General features: G+C 68.3%; 17 protein-coding genes. 7 read left to right on the forward strand and 10 right to left on the reverse strand.

All coding sequences use genetic code 11. The annotated features are described in order from the left end of the window. Positions 1-69 precede the first annotated feature (69 nt). Entirely contained in the window at positions 70-1371 is a 1302-nt protein-coding gene (locus tag UK23_RS19825) for a UDP-glucose dehydrogenase family protein (RefSeq protein WP_045313051.1), read from the forward strand. 20 nt (positions 1372-1391) lie between these two features. Continuing rightward, positions 1392-3185: a gamma-glutamyltransferase family protein gene (locus tag UK23_RS19830; protein WP_045313052.1), complete on the forward strand. Its 1794-nt coding sequence runs from the start codon at positions 1392-1394 to the stop codon at positions 3183-3185. Here UK23_RS19830 and UK23_RS19835 read toward each other — a convergent pair. Together UK23_RS19835 and UK23_RS19840 are read right to left on the reverse strand one after the other, a co-directional pair. Beyond that, positions 3182-3406 carry a hypothetical protein gene (locus UK23_RS19835; RefSeq protein ID WP_045313053.1) on the reverse strand — a complete coding sequence of 75 codons (225 nt, stop codon included), beginning with the start codon at positions 3404-3406 and terminating at the stop codon, positions 3182-3184. The genes UK23_RS19830 and UK23_RS19835 overlap by 4 nt on opposite strands. A 97-nt stretch (positions 3407-3503) precedes the next feature. Continuing rightward, positions 3504-3848 carry a hypothetical protein gene (locus tag UK23_RS19840; RefSeq protein ID WP_045313054.1) on the reverse strand — a complete coding sequence of 115 codons (345 nt, stop codon included), beginning with the start codon at positions 3846-3848 and terminating at the stop codon, positions 3504-3506. 196 nt (positions 3849-4044) lie between these two features. Here UK23_RS19840 and UK23_RS53835 point away from each other — a divergent pair, with 196 nt between their 5' ends. Together UK23_RS53835 and UK23_RS53840 are read left to right on the forward strand one after the other, a co-directional pair. After that, entirely contained in the window at positions 4045-4446 is a 402-nt protein-coding gene (locus UK23_RS53835; RefSeq protein WP_045313055.1) for a Scr1 family TA system antitoxin-like transcriptional regulator, read from the forward strand. Continuing rightward, positions 4443-4562 carry a hypothetical protein gene (locus tag UK23_RS53840; RefSeq protein ID WP_231114585.1) on the forward strand — a complete coding sequence of 40 codons (120 nt, stop codon included), beginning with the start codon at positions 4443-4445 and terminating at the stop codon, positions 4560-4562. The genes UK23_RS53835 and UK23_RS53840 overlap by 4 nt, the downstream gene beginning before the upstream one ends. 4 nt (positions 4563-4566) lie before the next feature. Here UK23_RS53840 and UK23_RS19850 read toward each other — a convergent pair whose 3' ends face one another. The 3 genes from UK23_RS19850 to UK23_RS19860 form a co-directional block, all read right to left on the reverse strand. Continuing rightward, positions 4567-4941, reverse strand: a complete 375-nt coding sequence (locus UK23_RS19850) for a hypothetical protein (protein ID WP_045313056.1) — start codon at positions 4939-4941, stop codon at positions 4567-4569. Positions 4942-5291: 350 nt separating this feature from the next. Beyond that, positions 5292-9011 carry an FkbM family methyltransferase gene (locus UK23_RS50385; RefSeq protein ID WP_082114805.1) on the reverse strand — a complete coding sequence of 1240 codons (3720 nt, stop codon included), beginning with the start codon at positions 9009-9011 and terminating at the stop codon, positions 5292-5294. After that, positions 9004-10122: a hypothetical protein gene (locus tag UK23_RS19860; RefSeq protein ID WP_045313057.1), complete on the reverse strand. Its 1119-nt coding sequence runs from the start codon at positions 10120-10122 to the stop codon at positions 9004-9006. Before UK23_RS19860 ends, UK23_RS50385 begins: the two co-directional genes overlap by 8 nt. A gap of 125 nt (positions 10123-10247) precedes the next feature. Between UK23_RS19860 and msrA the strand changes: the two genes are divergently transcribed. Continuing rightward, positions 10248-10916: a peptide-methionine (S)-S-oxide reductase MsrA gene (msrA, locus tag UK23_RS19865; protein ID WP_045313058.1), complete on the forward strand. Its 669-nt coding sequence runs from the start codon at positions 10248-10250 to the stop codon at positions 10914-10916. Positions 10917-11026: 110 nt separating this feature from the next. Further along, complete coding sequence (locus UK23_RS19870; RefSeq protein ID WP_052684826.1) at positions 11027-12772, forward strand: hypothetical protein; 1746 nt, start codon at positions 11027-11029, stop codon at positions 12770-12772. 539 nt (positions 12773-13311) lie between these two features. Here UK23_RS19870 and UK23_RS19875 read toward each other — a convergent pair. From UK23_RS19875 to UK23_RS19890, 4 genes are read right to left on the reverse strand one after another with little or no spacing between them, the layout of a single operon-like run. Next, on the reverse strand, positions 13312-13668 hold the full coding sequence (locus UK23_RS19875; RefSeq protein WP_063778093.1) for a septal ring lytic transglycosylase RlpA family protein: 357 nt from the start codon (positions 13666-13668) through the stop codon (positions 13312-13314). A 45-nt stretch (positions 13669-13713) separates the two neighbouring features. Next, positions 13714-14106, reverse strand: coding sequence for a contact-dependent growth inhibition system immunity protein (locus tag UK23_RS48785; protein ID WP_052684827.1), 393 nt, complete (start codon positions 14104-14106; stop codon positions 13714-13716). A 28-nt stretch (positions 14107-14134) separates the two neighbouring features. Further along, positions 14135-14752 (reverse strand): hypothetical protein, encoded by a 618-nt coding sequence (locus UK23_RS48790; RefSeq protein WP_052684828.1) that lies wholly within the window; start codon positions 14750-14752, stop codon positions 14135-14137. A 52-nt stretch (positions 14753-14804) separates the two neighbouring features. After that, positions 14805-17609: a BTAD domain-containing putative transcriptional regulator gene (locus tag UK23_RS19890; RefSeq protein WP_052684829.1), complete on the reverse strand. Its 2805-nt coding sequence runs from the start codon at positions 17607-17609 to the stop codon at positions 14805-14807. Between the two features lie 58 nt (positions 17610-17667). Here UK23_RS19890 and UK23_RS19895 point away from each other — a divergent pair, with 58 nt between their 5' ends. Further along, on the forward strand, positions 17668-18714 hold the full coding sequence (locus tag UK23_RS19895) for a cytochrome P450 (protein ID WP_052684830.1): 1047 nt from the start codon (positions 17668-17670) through the stop codon (positions 18712-18714). On the opposite strand, the gene UK23_RS19900 is transcribed toward UK23_RS19895, so the two are convergent. Next, positions 18689-19114, reverse strand: coding sequence for an OsmC family peroxiredoxin (locus UK23_RS19900; RefSeq protein WP_045313075.1), 426 nt, complete (start codon positions 19112-19114; stop codon positions 18689-18691). The two genes, UK23_RS19895 and UK23_RS19900, sit on opposite strands and share 26 nt — an antisense overlap. Positions 19115-19262 lie beyond the last annotated feature (148 nt).

Below are 19262 nucleotides of genomic sequence, written 5' to 3' on the forward strand. Positions count from 1 at the left end.
GGAGATCTGTCACGGTCAGCTACGACGAAAGTCGTACGGCGTTCAACTCGGCATGTCAGGGTCACCCTTATGTTTGCGCGCCGTATCGCCGTAGTGGGCACCGGTTACGTCGGGTTGACGACGGGCGCCTGCCTCGCGTCTCTGGGGCACCGCGTGGTCTGCGCGGATGTTGACTCGTTGAAGGTCGCGCGGCTGCGGGCCGGGCAGGTCGACATCCTCGAACCAGGACTCGCCGAGCTCGTCGTCGAAGGTCAGGCGGCTGGGCGGCTGGAGTTCGTGGTGGGGGCCGCTGCCGCGGTGCGCGAGGCCGACGTCGTGTTCCTGTGCCTGCCGACGCCGATGGGCGTGGGCGGTGCGGCCGACCTGAGCGCTGTCGAGTCGGTGGCTGCGGAGATCTCCGAGGTGCTGCCGTACGGGACGGTCATCGTCACCAAGTCGACGGTGCCGGTCGGTACGTCTGCACGCGTGCGCGCGCTGCTCGGCCGTGAGGACGTGGCGGTCGTGTCGAACCCGGAGTTCCTGCGCGAAGGCACGGCCGTGCGGGACTTCCTGCACCCGGACCGGATCGTGGTGGGCTCGGACTCTCCCTCCGCCGCGGAACGGGTCGCCGCGCTGTTCGCCAAACTCGGCGCGCCGACGGTGTTGATGGACGCGGCTTCGGCCGAGATGGTCAAGTACGCCGCGAACTGCTTCCTCGCGATGAAGCTCTCGTACGTCAACGCGGTCGCTGAGCTGTGCGAACTGCTCGGCGCGGACATCGAGTCGGTGTCCGAGGGCATGGGGTACGACAAGCGGATCGGGCAGTCGTTCCTGAAGCCGGGACCGGGCTGGGGCGGCTCGTGCCTGCCGAAGGACACGCACGCGATGGTGCAGATCGCCGAGGCGGCCGGGGTCGACTTCGGACTGGTCCGCTCGACGATCGAGGCCAACGTCCGCGCGCAGATGCGGGTCGTGGACAAGGTCCGAGTCGCGTGTGGAGGGTCGTTGGCCGGTGTGCGGATCGGCGTGCTCGGACTCGCGTTCAAGGCGGGGACGAACGACCTGCGCGACTCGCCGGCGCTGGCCGTCGCGGAGCAGCTGGTGCTCGAAGGTGCCGAGCTGACCGCGTTCGACCCCGAGGTGACGGGGCCGCTCGCCGGAATGCTGCTGGTCGACGACCCGTACCAGGCGGTCAAGGGCGCCGAGGCCGTGGTGCTGCTGACGGACTGGCCGGTGTTCCGCACGCTCGACTGGGTGCGCGTCGCCGAACTGATGGACGGCCACACCGTCGTCGACTCCCGCAACCACCTGGACGCCGACGCGTTGGAGCGCGCTGGACTACTCCATTCGGGCGTGGGGCGTGCGTCACTCGGAGTCACGCAATTTAGTTAGCGTCGCATACCTTTAGAGGCGTGTTCACCACGCGCCCTGAACTCGTCGGCACATTCGGCATGGTCGCTTCGACCCACTGGCTGGCCTCTGCGGCGGCCATGGCAGTGCTGGAGGACGGCGGCAACGCGTTCGACGCCGCCGTGACCGCGGGGTTCGTGTTGCAGGTGGTGGAACCGCACCTCAACGGCCCTGGCGGCGAGGTTCCGATCATCTTCGCGGCCGCTGGTGCCGCGCCGCGCGTCCTGTGCGGACAGGGTGTGGCTCCGGCCGGCGCGACGATCGACCACTACACCTCGCTGGGCCTGGAACTGGTTCCCGGCAGCGGGCTGCTGGCCGCGACCGTGCCCGGTGCCTGGGACGGGTGGCTCACTCTTCTGCGTGACTACGGCACCAAGTCGTTGCGTGATGTGTTGGACCGCGCGATCGGCTACGCGCGCGACGGCTTCCCGCTCGTCGAACGTGCGGTGCACACGATCTCGATGGTCTCGGACCTCTTCCGCGACCACTGGCCCACGTCTGCCGCGCAGTGGATGCCCGGTGGCGTGCTGCCGTCTGCGGGTGGGCGGTTCCGGAACCCGAAGCTCGCCGACACCTGGGAATGGCTGCTCGCTGCCGCCGAGGCCGCCGGCGCCGACCGCGAGGCGCAGATCGAGGCCGCGCGCCGGGCCTGGTCGCAGGGGTTCGTGGCCGCGCAGATCGACGAGTTCTGCCGTGCCGAGTTCCGCGACGACTCCGGCCGCGCCCACGCCGGTGTGCTGACCGGTGCGGACATGGCGTCGTGGGAGGCGTCGTACGAAGACGCCGTGCTCACGGAGTTCGGCTCGTGGACGCTGGTGAAGGCTGGTGCGTGGACCCAGGGACCCGTGCTGGCGCAACAGCTCCGCCTGCTGGAGGGCTACGACCTGTCCTATGTGGACGGGAAGCCTGCCGCGGAGACCGTCCACCTGGCCGTCGAGGCCGCCAAGCTGGCCTTCGCCGACCGCGAGGCCTGGTACGGCGACGCTCCGGACGTGCCGCTGGAGACGTTGCTGTCGCGTTCCTACGCTTCGGAGCGTCGTGCGCTGATCGGCGACGAGGCTTCCTTCGAGTTGCGCCCCGGTTCGCCCGACGGACGGGAACCGTTGCTGCCGAAGCACATCCTGAGCGGCCCGTCGGTGCTCGTGTCCGACCCGACCGGCGCCATCGGTGAACCGACGGTGGCCCGCTCCGGCGTCACGCGCGGCGACACGGTGCACGTCGACGTCGTGGACCGCTGGGGCAACATGGTCTCCGCGACCCCGTCCGGCGGCTGGCTGCAGTCGTCGCCGACGATCCCGTCGCTCGGCTTCTGCCTGGGCAGCCGCGCCCAGATGTTCTGGCTGGACAAGGGTTTGCCGAACTCGCTGGCTCCCGGCAAGCGCCCGCGGACCACGCTGTCGCCGTCGATGGCGCTGCGGGACGGAACCGCTGCCCTGGCGTTCGGCACGCCCGGCGGCGACCAGCAGGACCAGTGGCAGCTCGGCTTCTGGCTCGCGCACATGGCGGGCCTGAACCTGCAGGAGGCGATCGACTCGCCGATGTGGCACTCGAACGCGTTCCCGAGCTCGTTCTACCCGCGCGCCTGGACGCCAGGCGAGCTGGTCATCGAGTCCCGGGTCGGCGCCGACACCCTGGAAGCGTTGCGGCGCAAGGGCCACCAGGTAGTGGACGCCGGTGAGTGGACCCTGGGCCGGATGTCGGCCGTGGCAAGGGACTCCGCGGAATCCACTACTGGCGGACTCCTGCGCGCCGGTGCGAATCCACGCGGCGCACAGGGCTACGCGGCCGGTCGCTAGCCGCCGATGACGTTGGTGCCGTCGTGGATCATCTCCACGTTGCCACCGACGTTGTGCAGCGTGGAGAGGCCCGCGCCCTCGCCCAGTTCGCTGACCTTCTCGATCGGGTCGACCTGGGGCAGCTGGGGAACCGGCAACGCGGACGCACTGGCCGTACCCGCCATGGCGGCGAGGGCACCTGCGGCGATACCGGCGGACGCGACGATCTTCTTGATGCTCAAGGCGTTTCGCTCCGAAGTTCGGTGAAAAAAGTGGAACGGCGCCCGATTCGAGGGGGAGGGAATCGGGCGCCGCCCCGGCCAGGAAGTACTGGTTGGATCAGATGTCGACGTGCGCGAGGCCGTTCCACGGGCCCTGGGGCTCGTTGAGGCCGAGCAGCGTCGCGGCGGGAACACCGTTGCCGCCGGCGTCGATGTTCTCCACGATCGCGGTGACGTCCGCGTCCTGGGCGTTGACGGCCTGGATCTTGCCTGCCACGTCCGAGGTGTCGACCTTCGCGAGGTCGCCCGCAGTCGCGATGTCGCCCAGCTGACCGCCGATGTCGGGCTGCGTGTGCGCGGTGGCGTCCACGGTGTCAGCGTGCGCGATACCACCCAGGCCGAGCATGACGGCGGTGCTGCCGAGGGCGACAGCGGCCCCGGTGACGGTCTTCCTGAGGTTCATGGGCGCGAAAGTTTCGCATTTGACCCCTCTACATCAAGCTGCGTAACTCAGGCGAGGGAACTTCTTCATCCGTTGGTGGGACGCCACTCCATGCCAACCGTGCAAACGCGGACTTCCTCCCGCCACACCGTGATCGCGAACGTGCCCGCTTTCGTTTCGGTCCGCGCCAGGAAGTCGGACGCGGATCGACTACAACGTGCCGAAGATCAGCCGCATCGAGAACGGTCAGCTGCCGGACATTCACGCGTTGCGGGCGATGCTCGACGTGTACGGCGTCATCGGCGACGAAGAGGCGCCGTACATCGAGCTGTGGGAGCGCGCGAGGGAGAAGGGCTGGTGGAAGCAGTACCACGCGATCATCGCCGAATCCGCTCTTCGGCACGCAGACCGCGAGCAGTTGTCGCACATCAACAAGATCGGCCTGCTACCCAACGTCACGATTCAGGTCGTATTGGACATGGCGGGCCTGCACGACGGGCCGTTCACATTGCTGGAGTTCCCGTACCCAGGAGACCCTCAAGTCCTCTACATCGAGCACGCTGTAAGAGCAGCCGCAGAAACAACGGCGGCAACGGCAACTGCGTTGAGATTGCGCTGAACGGCTCAAAGGCGCTGGTGCGAGACGCCAAGAACCGGACAGGATTTGTCATCCAGTCCGGCAATTGGTCTGCGTTTGTCGGCGCCGTCAAGCGCGGCGACTTCGAAAAGAACTAACGGGCTAGGCGATCGCGCCCGGTGGAAGCTTCAACTTGAAGGGCAGCGTGGTGACAACCGCCAGATCGGAGGCGGTCGCCTTCATCAACGTCGGGGCGTTGCGCGCACCGGGCTCCGGCAGGTCCAGCAACCTGTCCACGGCCTCGCACAGGGGACCTTCGTAGATCCACACGGCTTGGGCGGGCCGGGCCGAGTCGCGGACCGCGGGCAGACGTCCCGCGCGCGCCTCTGTCTCCGACCAGAACAGGATCGAGTCGATGAAGCCTCTGCGCTGCTTGAACGCCATGATGCGGTCGAGCTGCCCGGCGTCGTCCCTCAGGTGGAGGAACTGAAAACCGCTCTCGCGCAGCTCGATGACCTTGCTCAGTGCGTGGTCCATGGCGCACCTACCCCTGTGAGGTCCCCTTCGGGTGACCGTTCAGTCATACGACCCGAAAGGATCGTACGGTAAGTCAACGTTCGTCCGTAAGCCGTAGTCCGAACGAGTATCTCAATTGGTGGACGTTTGTGGCTTAGGGTAATCACTGGCGTCCTTGTTGGGGGAAACGGCCAGGAGGGCCATTACGGTTCGCGTCAGGAACGCCAAACCGCCCAATGTGACTAATGTCACTGTGATCCACATGTGTCGCCTCCGAGTGGTGACCTACACCCGTAGTAGACGTGTAGCACTCGGAGGCGGTTGCAAGTGGCACCGACTCGCGTTCTTAACAGACACGAGCCGGTGCACCATCACATAGGGCGAAGCCAGAGGGTGATGAACCCCGAGTCCGCCGCGTCGGCCATCGTGATGAGCTCCTCATCTGAGCGCTCGCCCTCGACCGGGCCGTCGTCGTCGACCGGCACGAGCTGGAAGCCGAACTTCCGGTACGTGGCGAGCACGTCCGCCGCGTCGTCGCCCAGTTCGGCGATCGCGCCGGGGCAGAACTCGCACACCACGTGCGGCCTGTCGCGTTCGAGCACCGACGAGAGTCCGGCCAGAGCCCGGTGGTCGCGGCCCTGCAGGTCGACCTTCACGAGGCTGATCCGCTGCGAGGTGACCTCGGGACGGCCATCCAGCCGCACCGCGGGCACCACGACGCCCTTCACGCCCTCGTCGGAGGTGTGCACGCGGTGGTCGCCGCTGTTGAACTCCTCCTCCTGCACGAGCACGACCTCGGTGTCCGAGTCCCACGCGGCGATCGGCAGCACGGTGACCCGGCCGGCGACCGGTGCGGGGAGCACGGTGTCGACGTTGCGCTGCATGTACTCGGCGTTGACCGGGTTCGCCTCGATCGCGACCGCGGTGATCGGCGTCCGCGTGCGCTGCAGGAGCCGCAGCGTGTGGTAGCCGACGTGCGCGCCGATGTCGAGGAACGCGCCCTCGCCGATCAGTTCGGCCATCAGGTCGGCCTCGCTGACCTCCCACGAGCGGTGGTAGGCGATCCAGGGCAGCACCACGTCGTCCTTGGGCAGCAGCAACGGGCCCGCGTCGCACAGCACGACCTCGGCACCGTCCGGCACCGGCGTGTGGTTCAGCCTGGCCGCCGCGTGCACCGCAGCGACGTCGCGCGTCACCTGCTGCAGAGTGCGTTCGTCCTGGTCGACCCGGATGTCGCGCTCCGCGAACATGTCGTGGTTGCGCTGGTCGGCCTCGGCGAGTTGGTCGCGCACCGAGTCAATGGCCTGCCGGACGCCTGCGACGTCCTCGCGGACCGTCTCGGACGTCCGCTCCAGCCGTTCGCTGCGCTCGTGGCTCGTGGCGACGCTCTGGGCGACGTTCTTGGTCACCTCGTCGAGCCGCTTCTCGAACGAGCGCTCCATCTCCTCCAGACGGGCCAGCAGCTTCGCGTTGGTGACCTCGAGGCTGCCGACGCGGCCGAGCATCTGCGCGGCGGTGTCCTCGACCCCGCCGATGAGCGTGCCCATGACCTTGCGCTGGTGCACGTCGTAGTGGTCGATCACGCGCAGCACGGCCCGCCGCATCGCCGGGGCGCCGGGCAGCCGTGACGGCGCGCCCGCTTCCGGTTGCCACAGCAAGGCCTGCTTCGAGTCGCGCAACGGCTTCAGCGGGTCGCCGATGCCGGGTGCGGACGTCGTGGCGGTGGTGCCGAAGGGCTGTTCGCGCCAGCTCTCGTACGCGCTGGTGAGCTGCTCGCGCATCCACTTCGCGGCGGTCTCCATCGACCTGGTGCGCAGGATGTACTCCCGCGCGGCCAGGCCACGGCGGCGTGCCTCTGCCGGGTCGTCGGCGATCTCCCGCATGGCCCGTGCGGCGGCGTCCAGGTCGGGATCCGCCCACACCGCGGTCTCGTGGTACGGGTAGTTGCCCTTGCCGACCTCGGTCAGCTCGTACGGGATCGGCCAGCCGACGGTGGCGTCGAAGAACTCTGTGGTGCTCGAGTAGTCCGTGGAGATCACCGGCAGCGCGCGGGCCATCGCCTCGGCCACGGTGAGACCGAAGCCCTCGCTGCGGTGCAACGAGATGTAGGCGGTGCTGTTCGCGTACAGGTCGTGCAGCTCCTGCACGGTCAGGTAGCGCTCCAGCAGCTCGATCCGCGGGTCGTCCGCCGCGAGCACGCGCAGCCGTTCCGCGCTGAGCGGGTGCAGCTTGCCGTTGATCGCCTTGATGACCAGCTTGACGTCGTCGCGGCCCTCGAACGCCTGCTGGAACGCGGTGACCGCCCCCCACGGGTTCTTGCGCTGCCCGATGCTGTTGAAGTCGAACGCGAAGAGGAACTGCACGGGACCGGTCGGCGCCGGGCCGGGCTCGCCGGGGTCGCGCACCGGCACCGGGATGGTCTTGACCGGGACCGTGGCGTGCTTGGCGATCGCGTCGCGGCAGAAGTCGCTGACCGTCCACACCTCGTCGACCAGCGCGAAGGCGGAGTGCAGCCACTCGGGGAAGTCCTCGAGCTCCCACGCCCACAGGCCGATGCGGTACCGGTGGTGGCCGACCCCGGGGTGGTTGCCCAGCACGGCCTTCGTCTGGTCCGCGTTCACGGCGAGCAGGCTCACCGGGAACTTCGGCTCGCCCGTGGTGCCCTTGTGGTCGACGTTCGTGCGGTTGGAGAGAAGCCGATCCTCCACAACGGACACGACAGGCACGCCGGACAGCTCGATCGCGTCGTGCACGATCCGGCCCATCTCGCCGAGCCCGAGCTCCGCGGTCAGGTAGCCGAGCATGTTCACGCCGAGCTCGTCGACGGGCTCGCGGACCGGCTCAGGCTCACCCGGCAGGCCCCACGACGGGAGCATGCCCTCGGAGATTCCCGAGGCACGGCACCAGGCCCGGAAGTGGGCCGCGTCCGCGCCGAGCACGTCCGGGAAGGCGAGCTGGAGGTCGGTGCGCGCCTCGTAGACGGCCATCGTCATGCGGCTGAGCCCGGCCGCGGCCTGACCCGGCGTCGAGGGCGACGTCAGCCACTCGCGGAAGGCGTGGCCACCGTCCGCTCCGAACGCGTGCGGCGGAATCTCCGTGTCGTGCTTGGTGATCCGCTCGTGCTCGACCTCTGCCTTGATCCACGCGTCGCGGTACATCCGGCGCATGGTCGGGCTGAGCTTCGAGCCGTCCGCCATCTTGTTGAAGCCGTACGGGATCGCGTCGAGCGTCTCGGCGTATCCGTTGGCCTGCAACGCGGTTCCGTAGTTGTCGCAGAGCGCCTTGAGATCGGCGTTCTCCGACAGCAGGATGCGCGGCCTGCGCTGGCAGTGGTACGTCAGCAGCCAGGGGTGCTCCGGCCGGTAACCGCTGAAGTGGAAGAACCGCAACGGGGTGCCGTCGACGAGGTACGTGTCGCCCTGCTTGGCGACCTTGCGCTCGTGCAGGTTCCAGTACGCGACGTTGAAGCCGGGGTCGCGCAGCACGTGGTTGCGGAACAACGCCGGCACCTGGTCGACCCAGCGCTGGTCCGTGAACAGCTGGCGTTCCGGCGCGACGATCGCGTCGTGGCGCAGGCGTTCGGCCCAGAAGTCGAGGAACGGCTCCGAACCCGGACCCGTCGCGACGAAGCCCAGGTTGAAGATGCCGGTGCCCATGATGACTGCTTCGCTGGGCTCCTTGCCGTCCCGCGGCAACGGCTCCAGGAAGTGCGGTGTGAGCACGATGCCGTGCTCCATCGCGAGCTCGGCGAGCTCCGGCATCGGCGCGAACACCTTGATGTCCGGGTCGATGTACATGACCACGTCGGACGTCTTGCGCAGCTGTCGCAACAGGTACGGCTTCACCGCGGTCGCGAGCTCGGTGACCGAGTAGGCGGTGGCCATCCGCAGGTAGTCGAGCTCGTCGATGCCCGCGGTGGCCGGACCGACCACGCGCACGCCGCCCTCGTCGCCGACGCTGCTCCACGGCGCGTCGATGACGAGGATGACGAACTGGTGACCGGGGTGGTGCTGGAGGTAGGAACGGGCGAGAACTCTGGCGGCGGGCAGGTAGTTCTGCGCCACCACCGTGCAGGCGGTGACCTCAGGCATCAGTGGGCATCGCCTTGAGCTGAGCGTCGATCGCTTCCTTGAAGATGGTCATCGCCTCGGTGACGCTCGCACCCGTCACGTCGACGCGCACGATGTACTTCTTGCTCGCGTAGTGCCCGCGGATGCGGGCCGGGTTGCCGTCCTTCGGCGGAACCTGCGTGACGTTGACCTTGTCCGGCACGTCCGTGGTGACCGCTTCCATGCCGTTGGTGACCTGGACGTTCTTCAGGTCGACCGCGCACTGGGACGCCGTCGTCTCCTCGGTGGCCGAGACGATCATGACCGTGGTGGTCGAGCCCTGGGCGGGAGATGCGTGGAAGAGCTTGGTCCTCGCGCCGCCGGCGGTCTTGTAGACCTCCATCTCGTTCGGCGTGAGGTACGGCGGGGTGAGCTTCTCGATCTGCTCGAAGGTGGTGATGTCCGTCTGCTGCTTCGGATCGCCGGCCATCTTGCCGACCTGCGCGGGGTCCGGTGGCGGGCTGGGCTTCGTGCTGGTGGGGGTCGGCGCTCCGCTGCCCAGGTTGGAGTTGGGATCCGCCACGTTGCGGCCCCACACCCAGTACGCGCCGAAACCGAGACCGAGGACCACGAGCACGACGAGCACGATGCCGATGATCTTGCCCTTGCCGCCTCCGCTCTCGTCGAAGACCTCGGGGCCGTGGCTCCAGCCACCAGGCTGGTTGATCTGGTCGAAATCACCGCCGACCCACGGCGGCGGGGCAACCTGTTGCTGCTGCTGGGGCGGACCCCAGCCACCCTGACCGGCCGGCGGTGCGATGGGCGCGACGAACTGCGTCCGCTCCGCATCCTGCGCACGGTGCTGTTGCTGCTGGTTGGGCGTGACGACCTGGGTGGCGTCCGGATTGGACGGAGCCTGGTTCTGGACGTTCACCACCTGAGTGGCGTCCGACGTCGGCGTCGCAGGCTGCTGGGCCTGCCACTTGAACGGGGGAGCGAAGGGAGCACCTTGTTGCTGTGGCGGCCCCGCCGCCGGGCCACTCCCTGCTGACCCGGAGAGGACCTCGTCCCGGCGCCGACGGTAGTCATCGGCCGAGATCCGACCAGAGGCGAGTTCGTTGTCGAGCTTCTGCAGCTCGTCTTGCCAGGTCACCCCTGGCACCCCCTTCCGCGCGAACATGAGACCCGGACATTGTGCCCGTGGCTTTGGAGACGCTCGTCCCGAACCTCACAAGTCGTGACCTGGTTGTGGCGGGGAGCACCCGCAATAATGCCCCCATGGCGTGGTTCGGTCTCAACAAGCCGTCGCTCGTGACCTCTGAGGACGCGCTGCCTGGGCGAACGGATCCCATCGCGGTGGAGTCGACCCACGCAGTCTTCCCCGATCGCCCGCTGGTTCCGCCGTTCCCCTCCGGCCACCGGACCGCCGTGTTCGGCATGGGTTGCTTCTGGGGCGCCGAGCGCCTCTTCTGGCAGACGCCAGGCGTCTGGACCACTGCCGCGGGCTACGCGGGCGGCCACACCCCGAACCCCACCTATGAAGAGGTGTGCTCGGGCCGAACCGGCCACGCCGAGGTCGTCCAGGTCGTCTTCGACCCTTCGGAGCTGCCGTTCCAGGACCTGCTCCGCGTGTTCTGGGAGGGCCACAACCCGACCGAGGGCATGCGCCAGGGAGCGGACGTCGGCACCCAGTACCGGTCGGTGATCCTCTACACGGAAGAGGGACAGCGGATCACGGCTGAGGCATCGCGAGCCGTCTACCAGCAGGCACTCGACGCGTCTGGACACGGGAAGATCACCACCGAGGTGGCGCCGCTGGAGGCGTTCTACTACGCCGAGGACTACCACCAGCAGTACCTCAGTGACGGAAAGAACAAGTACGGGTACTGCGGGTTGGGGGGCACCGGCGTGTCCTGCCCCACCGGCTTGACCACAGGCCGGTCCTGAACGACGCTCTTCTACCGACTCCGGCAGGTCACGCACTAGTACCCCGTACCGTTACTGCGTCTGGGTGGACCGGTGGCTGCTACCCGGTAGGAACGCGGAAAGGTCATCTTGTGGGGGAAATCACCATCTCGGAGCGGACGGAAGTGCCGCCTCCCGAGAACGAGGCGCCGTCAGCGCCGCCGACGCAGCGCCCGTGGGTCCGCGCGCTCGTCCGGCTGCTCAGATCCGAGGGCGCGCTGGCGTTCTACGTCGGTCTCGGCATCTCGCTGCTCATCAACATCAGGGTGGTGCTGCGGCCGACGACGCTGATCATCGGCCCGCTGGGTGACCCAGTGCTGCAGGCGTGGCAGATGGCCTGGCAGCACCAGTTCCTGACCAACGGCGGCGATCTCTGGACGGGGAACCAGTTCTATCCCGCCGTCGACAACCTCGCCTTCAGCGACTCGTTGCTCGGCTATCTGCCGCTGAGCCTCTTCGGTGGCGGTCAGGGCGCCGCGATCTTCCGGTACAACGTCCTGTTCGTGCTGGTGTTCGCACTGGCGTTCGCCGGGGGCTACCTGCTGGTCCGTCAGTTGGGCAGCAACTGGCAGGGCGCGGCTCTAGCCGGCGTCGTCCTGGCGTGGTCGCCGTGGAAGCTGACCCACGTCGCTCATCTCAACGTGCTGTCCGTCGGCGGCATCGCGTTCGCGCTCTGGGCGGTCACCCGCGGGTTCGGCTACTCGCTCCGCTCACGCGAGGAGCCCAAACCCTGGTGGGCCTTCGCGGGCTGGCTGATCGCCGCGTGGCAAGTGACGCTCGGGTTCGCCGTCGGCATCACGTTCTTCTACGTGATGGTGGGGGTCGGCATCGCAGTCGCGATCGTGGCCTGGCGCCACGGTCGACGCATGGTCATCGCGAACGCCGCGGGCGGCCTGGTGTTCCTGCTGGTCACCTGGGTCATGGTGGTGCCGTACCTCCGGGTGCAGGAGCATTACGGCTTCCGGCGCACCTGGCAGGACATCATCCAGTACTCCCCGCCGGTGAACGGCCTCTGGACCACGACGATTGACAGCCGGCTGTGGACCTGGTCGATCTTCAACGACTACAGCAAGATCGCGGACCTGGGCATCACCGAGAAGCTGCTGTTCCCCGGCCTGTTCGTGGTGCTGTTCGGCGTGATCGGCCTGTTCCTGAGCTCGTTCCGGATCAAGGCGCGGATCATGCTCGCGGTGATGGTCGTGGTCCCGACCGTGCTGTCGATCGGTGTGTCGTTCTTCGGCGGCGTCCTCTACAAGCTCATGTGGGACGTCGTGCCGGGCTGGGACGCCATGCGAACGCCGGGCCGGCTCATCCTCTGGGCGATCCTGCCGCTGACCGTGCTCGCCGCAGGTGCGGTGACCGAGTTCGGCAGGCTCCTGTACAGCCGCACCAGACTCCCGACGAGGGTCGTTGCCCTCCTGCTCGTGGTGCCAGCCATCGCCGCGCTGCTCGAAGGCATTCCGAGATGGCCCTACGCCGACATCCCCGCGGTTCCGGCGGAGGTGCGCAGCGCGATGGCCACGAAGGACCCGCTGCTGATCCTGCCCCTGATCGACAACGACGAGTTCGTGAACCTGCTGTGGTCCATGAACGACTTCCCGAAGATCGCGAACGGCAACTCCGGCAACTTCCCGCCGGAGTACCAGAACATCCGCTCGGCCACAGTGGTGTTCCCTGACGACTACTCGCTCGACGTGCTCAAGTTCTACGGCATCCGCAAGGTGCTGGTGCTCAAGTCGCGGCCTGGTGGCGAGAAGATCGCGGCGCGCTCCGTCGCGGGGATGCCGCTGAAGCGCGAGGAGTCGGGCGACGTCGTGATCTACACGATCACGGGCTGATCCTCGTCGAGATGTCCTGGGCGGCGCAGGCGAATCGGTTGGCGTACTGCCTGACCGACCCGCGGACGCTGAACGGGCTGATCAGCAGAAGATGAGGCCGCAGGGCTTCGTGGTGGTCGTCGTGGTCGGCCGCGGCTGAGTCGTGGTCGTGGTCGGCTTCGGCGGCTGAGGTGTCGTCGTCTTGGCCGGGGTTGTTGTCGTCGTCGTGGTTGTAGTCGTTGTTGTTGTCCCCGAAGAAGAAGACGGCGCGGACGACGACGGGGTGGACGACACTGTCAGTGATGGTGTCTCGGTCTGCGTGGGCATCAAAGACGGGGTGTTGATCAGCGACACACGGGCCGGTTTGTCGTCACCCGGCCCTGTCGGATCGCCCGCTGCGAGCGATCCGACATGCGGCGCGAGCACGTAAAACGCGGCTATGACGGCGCCCAGGAGCGCACCTGTCGCGAGCCGACCTGGCCCGGTCATCGCCGCCAACACCCCGATTGCCTATCCCGTTCACTCGATTGGGTCAAGCAAAACGAGAGTTTTGGTATCGATCAAACCCTGTTGACGGTCACGCCGACTACACCCTGTGACAGCGGGGCGATGGCCTTGAATGCCTTCGGGGTCAGGTCGATGCAGCGGCCGGTGACGAACGGGCCGCGGTCGTTGATCCGCACGGTCACGGTCTTGCCGTTGGAGCGGTTCTTCACCTTCACCTTCGTGCCGAACGGCAGCGTCTTGTGCGCGGCGGTGAGCTTGTTGGGGTCGAAGCGCTCGCCGCTGGCCGTCGTGCCGCCACCGGAGTAGTAGGAGGCCTTGCAGGTCTCGGCCGAGGCGACCGGGGTGAACAGGACTGCGGTGGCGGCGAGGGAGGCCAGCGTGAGGCCGGCGGCCGCGAGGGTCTTTGCCATGGCACCAGCAACTCACCAGGCGGCAAAGAGACGCCTAACGCGCGCCTAACCGGGAAATTGCTCCGCGGCGGAGACGAGCAGCTGCCAGTCGCCCTCGGGCAGCGTGCGCAGCCGGTCCAGCAGAACCGACATCCGCGCCAGTAACGCAGGGTGATCGGTCCAGAACGAATGATCTACTCTCAGTAGAGCGGCCAGCAGGTCGCCGGGGTACAGGGCGAACGACCGCAGCGGGTCCGACTCGACGTGCTCCAGAGCCAGCAGCGCGGTCACGTCCAAGCCCACCTGATGCGTCACCAGCAGGTGCAGCGACGTAGGCGTCAGCTCCCGCACGGGCAGGTCGCGCAACGCGCACAGGTCCCGGTACAGCTGCGTGGACGACTGGTCAGGTCTCAGCCAGTCGTCGTCGCTCAGGTGCGCGAGCGTTCTGTCGCGGTCCACACACACATAGTCCCTGCCGGGACAAGAGCTAGCGGGCGGACTGCGGCAACGGTTCGGCATTCGGCGACTGCCAGCCCACCCGGACGAACACCTCGCCGTCGTGGAGCAACGCCTGCGACGCCAGTCCCCACACGGTCGATGCGAGCAGCACGGAGCTCACTGCCTCGCCGAGTCGCAACCAGTCGTGGCCGATCATCCGCACCAATGCGCCGTTTCGTCGTGCCACGAGCTCCATGTCGCAGCTCTCGGCGTGGGCCGCGTGCAGCAGCCACGTCAGCGCGGAGTCCGGCACCTCGTCGGGCAGGAACGGCCGCGGGTCCGCCCGCCGCAAGGAGATCGCCGCCGCGGAGGCCACCTCGCACGAGAACGGGTCCAGCTCCCAGCGCGGGTGCACGGACGCGACCTGGCCGTCAGCACCCGCGGACCGCAGCACGTGGCAGTCCCAGCCCATCGCCGAGAGAGCGACGCGTACGTGGTGAAGCACCGCACCACACGCGAGGAGCGCCGTCTGGTCCGTGCGGGTCGTCACGAGCTCCAGACACTCGTTGCCCTCACGCCAGCGCCACGGCGGCACGATGTCGAACGACGGTGCCCGCGCGGCGAGCTTCAGGACTTCCTCGACGGTTCCCGCGTCTGGGGTGCGCACGCTGGTCCTCATTCGACCCAGCCTGCCGACGCCCGGTTGCACCGCGCCTGCGTCACGACTGCGTGAGTTCCTTTTGGGCAGCCGCAACCACCGCGGCCACCGTCATCGCCGACCCGCGCGCGAACGCGGCGGCGTATTCCTCCTCGCCCAACGCCTGCGAGCAGAGAGCCACGCACTGGTCGTGCGAGGCCGCGAAGTTCGCCGACCCGAACAGCGGCAACCCGACTGACTGCCACACCCGGTCAGCGCCGCCCAACAACAACGCGGCGTGCGAAGCGGATCCGCACACGACCGAGATCAGCGCCAGCAGCTCCACCGACACCGCGATCCCCAACAGATCGTCGAACTTCTCCTTGATGCGCAACGAAGAAGTGGCCAGCTCACGGGCCTCGGCGACGTCGCCACGTCCCATCGCGACGAACGCCAGGACGTACAAGGCGTACGCGCGCGCCCACAGCTCACCGTTCTCCTCGCACACGGCCCGCGCCTCAGCACAAAGAGAGGCCGCGCGGTCCAACTCACCACCGAAAGCCACCGTGATCGCCAACGCCACCCGCGCCATGATCACGTTGCTGTCCAGGTGCCCCAGCTCGGTGTGCGCGCGGTCCGCTTCGGCCAGCAGCGAGGCGCCCAGCGGCAGGTCGTCGTTGAACACGGCGGCCGCACCCTGCACGTACGTCGCGTAGACGTCGGCGTCCGCGTCGCCCAGCAGCGCGGCCTCGGTCCGGCACGTCTCCAGCAGCGCGGGCACGGCGGCCGTGTTGCCCTGCAGCGTTGCCACGTACCCGTTGACCCACAACGCCTTGCAGCGCGCGCGTGACGGCTCGGTCTCCAGCGACAACGCCCAGTTCAGCCAGTGCCGGCCCTCGGCGAACCGCCCGCAGCCGACCCAGTAGAACCACAGCGTCGCAGCCAGCCGCAGACCCGAGTCGGCCTCGCCCGGCGTCGTCAGCGAGTACTCCAGAGCCGCCCGCAGATTGCCGCTCTCGGTCGTCATCCACCCGACCGTCGCGGCCTGCCGTGGCGTGAACCAGGCCCGTTCGCCCTGCTGAGCCACGCCGGCGTACCAGTCGCGATGCCTCAACCGCAGCCGTGCTTCCTCATCGCTCGCACGCAACCGCGTCTGCCCGTACTGGCGCATGGTCTCCAGCAACCGATAGCGCGCCACGCCCGCGTGTTCCTCGCGCTGCAGCACGGACTTGTCGACCAGCCCGTCGACCGCGTCGAACATGAAGTCCGCGGTCAGCGAGTCGTCCGAGCACACCGCCTCGGCCGCCGCGAGATCGAAACTGCCCGCGAAGACCGCCGCTCGTGCCCACAGCAGCTGCTCGCGCGGCGAACACAGGTCGAAGCTCCAGTCCATGGTCGCCAGCAGGGTCTGGTGCTGCGGCAACGCGGTGCGCCCGCCGTCGGTCAGCACCTTGAACCTGTCGTCGAGCCGTTCCAGCAGCTGCGCCGGCGTCAGCGCACGCACTCGCAGCGCCGCCATCTCGATCGCCAGCGGGATGCCGTCGAGCCGTCGGCACAGGTCCGCCACGGCCTGCTCGTTCGCGCCCGTGATGACGAACGAGCCAGGCACGGCGGCGTTGGCGCGTTGAGCGAACAACGTCGCCGCCGGATAGGGGACGGACAACGGCGCCACGGCCAGCACCTGCTCGCCGTAGACCCGCAGAGCCCTGCGAGAAGTCGCGATGACCCGCAGTTTTGGCGCCACTTTCAGCAGCGTGTCCACGAGCACCGCGCAGTGGTCGACGACGTGCTCGCAGTTGTCCAGCACCAGCAACGCGTCCCGGTCGGCGAGGAACTCCGTCAAGACGCTCAGCTGCCCGCGCCCGGTCTGGTCGACCACGCCCAGCGCCTCGGCCACGGTGTGCGGCACAAGAGCCCGGTCGCGCAACGCCGCCAGCTCCACCAGCCACACCCCGTCCGGCGGCTGTTCGCCCCGCGCCACGTGCACCGCGAGCCTCGTCTTGCCCACCCCGCCGACACCGATCAACGTGACGAGCCGGTGCTGCCGGATCAGGTCGGCGACGTGCTCGGTCTCCGGCCGGTCCACGAAGCTCGACCGGTCGGCCGGCAGGTTGCCGCGAATCACCACCGGAGCACGTTCTGGCAGGTCGAGCCGTGGATCGGCGCTCAGCACGGCCTGTTCGAGATCGCGCAGCCTGCTGCCCGGCTCGATGCCCAGCTCGTCGACCAGCACGCCGCGCGCCCGGTGGAACGCGGCCAGTGCCTCCGCCTGCCGTCCCGACCGGTAGAGCGCGATCATCAGCTGCTCCCACAGCCGTTCGCGGAACGGGTGCTGCTCGACCAGCGAGTTGACCAGCGGCGCCACGGCGGCGTGCTCGCCGAGGGCCAGCGAGGCCTCCATCAGGTCCTCGGTCGCGTCCATCCGCAGCTCGGTGAGCCGCGCGGACTCGTGCCGCGTCCACTCGCCCGGCCGGCAGTCCGCGAGTGGATCACCTGCCCACAACGCCAGCGCCTCGCGGAGCATCCGAGCGGAGTCCACCGGGTCGTCGCTCTTGCGTGCTGCTGCGACGAGTGCCTCGAACCGTGCGACGTCCACGGTGTCCGCGGGCGTGTTCAGCACGTAACCCGGTTCGCGGGTGGCGATCAGCTCGCCGAGCCCGGCGTCGCGGATCTGGCCGCGCAGGCGGGCGAGCAGGCTGTGCAGGGTCTTCGTGGCGGTCGCCGGCACGTCGTCCGACCAGAGCGCGTCCACGAGCGCGCTGCGCGGCACCGTCTCGCCCGGATTGAGGGCGAGCCGTGCGACGAGCGTCCGTTGTCCCGCGCTGCTGAGCTGAACTGATCCGTTCGGACCGGTGAGTTCGAGCGGACCGAGCAGCCGGATGATCACCGTAATTCGTCCTGTCGTCAGCCCCCGACAAAGGCTGGAACCGGGCCAAGATACTGCAATGGAATTCGACCCGAGAATCAACGCCCAGCGGGTGACCGCATACGCCGACCTGCGTGCCGTGCTGGCTGATCCGGTGACGTTCTCCTCCCGGAACATGACAGGTCCGCAGGTCGCGGCCGTGGCGGCGCTGTTGCCGCCGGAGCAGCGGCGATTGCTGGAATTGATGTCCTCGCTCAACGCGGCGGACGGATCCAGGCACGCCCGAATTCGTGCGGCGGCGAATCAGAAATTCACTCCAACGGCCGTGCGCCAAATGGCTGACGTAATTCGGCGGCGCGCTCGGACGCTTCTCGACGAGCTGCCTGAGGAAGCGGATTTCGTGAGCGAGTTCGCCGCGCCGTTCGCGTTGGGCGTCGTCGGTGACGTGCTCGGCGTGCCCGAACGGGACTTTCCGCTGTTCCGCGAGTTCGTGGCGCCGGTGCTGGAGCTGACCAGCGGCGAGGAGGTCAGCGAGCGGGTCCTCGGGTCGTACTTCGCCGGGATGAACGAGTTCTGCGCCTACTTCGGGCGCTCGGACGCGTTCAAGGGCGGTCAGCTGTCCGAGCAGGAACGGCTGTCACTCTGCCTCGCCACCGTTGTTGCGGGCACCGACTCGACCACGAACCTGTTGGCCAGCACGCTGTTGCGGCTCGACGCACGGGAACGACGGCTCGGCGGCGTGGTGGAGGAGGTGGTGCGGCTGGACGCGCCGTTCATCGGCTTCTTCCGGACAGCGACGTGTCCGGTGACGATGGGCGGGGTGAAGATCGCCGAGGGCGAGCACCTGTTCCTCGACTACGCGGCCGGCAACCGCGACCCGAAGGTGTTCTCCGAGGACTTCGACCCCGGCAGGCCGTCCGTGCCCGGCCATCTCGGCTTCGGGCACGGACCGCACTACTGCCTCGGCGCGCAGCTCGCGCGCCTGGAGGGCCGGATCGTCGCCGAGGAGCTGCTCGACCGCTCGTCCGAGGTGGCCGAGCAGCCCGGCGACGTGCGTTACCGCAGGCACCTGATCAGTCACGGGCCCGCGGTGCTGCGGTTCAGGCCAGGGCGGCGTCCAGCGTGATGTCGACGGCCGCGAGCGCCTTGGAGACCGGGCAGTTCGCCTTGGCGCCCTCGGCCGCCGCGACGAAGTCCTCTGCCGAGATGCCGGGCACGTTGGCGCGCACGGTCAGGTGAATCCCGAGGATGCCCTGGCCCGCCTGGAACTTGACCTCGGCCTTGGTGTCGATGGAGGTGGGCGGCGTGCCCGCGCCGGTCAGGCCGTGCGAGAGCGCCATCGAGTAGCAGGAGGAGTGCGCCGCCGCGATGAGCTCCTCGGGGCTGGTCTTGCCACCGGCCTCCTCGGCGCGCGCCTTCCAGTCGATCTCGAAGCTGCCGCTCTTGGACGTGTCGAGGCTGACGTTTCCCTTGCCCTCGACGAGAGAGCCTTCCCAGTGCGCGTTTGCCGTCTGAGTGATGGCCATGATCTCCAGGTCCTTGTCGAACGTGCTCGACCCGTGTGGTTCGAGCGGCTGGTACCACCCTTTCACGGGCGGGCTTCGAGATCACCTTGAGAAGCCTGAGAAACGAAGAAGACCCGGTGTCCGTGGACACCCGGGTCTTCTGTCGAGA

The sequence above is a fragment of the Lentzea aerocolonigenes genome, from assembly GCF_000955955.1.
Classification (GTDB): Bacteria; Actinomycetota; Actinomycetes; order Mycobacteriales; family Pseudonocardiaceae; genus Lentzea; species Lentzea aerocolonigenes_A.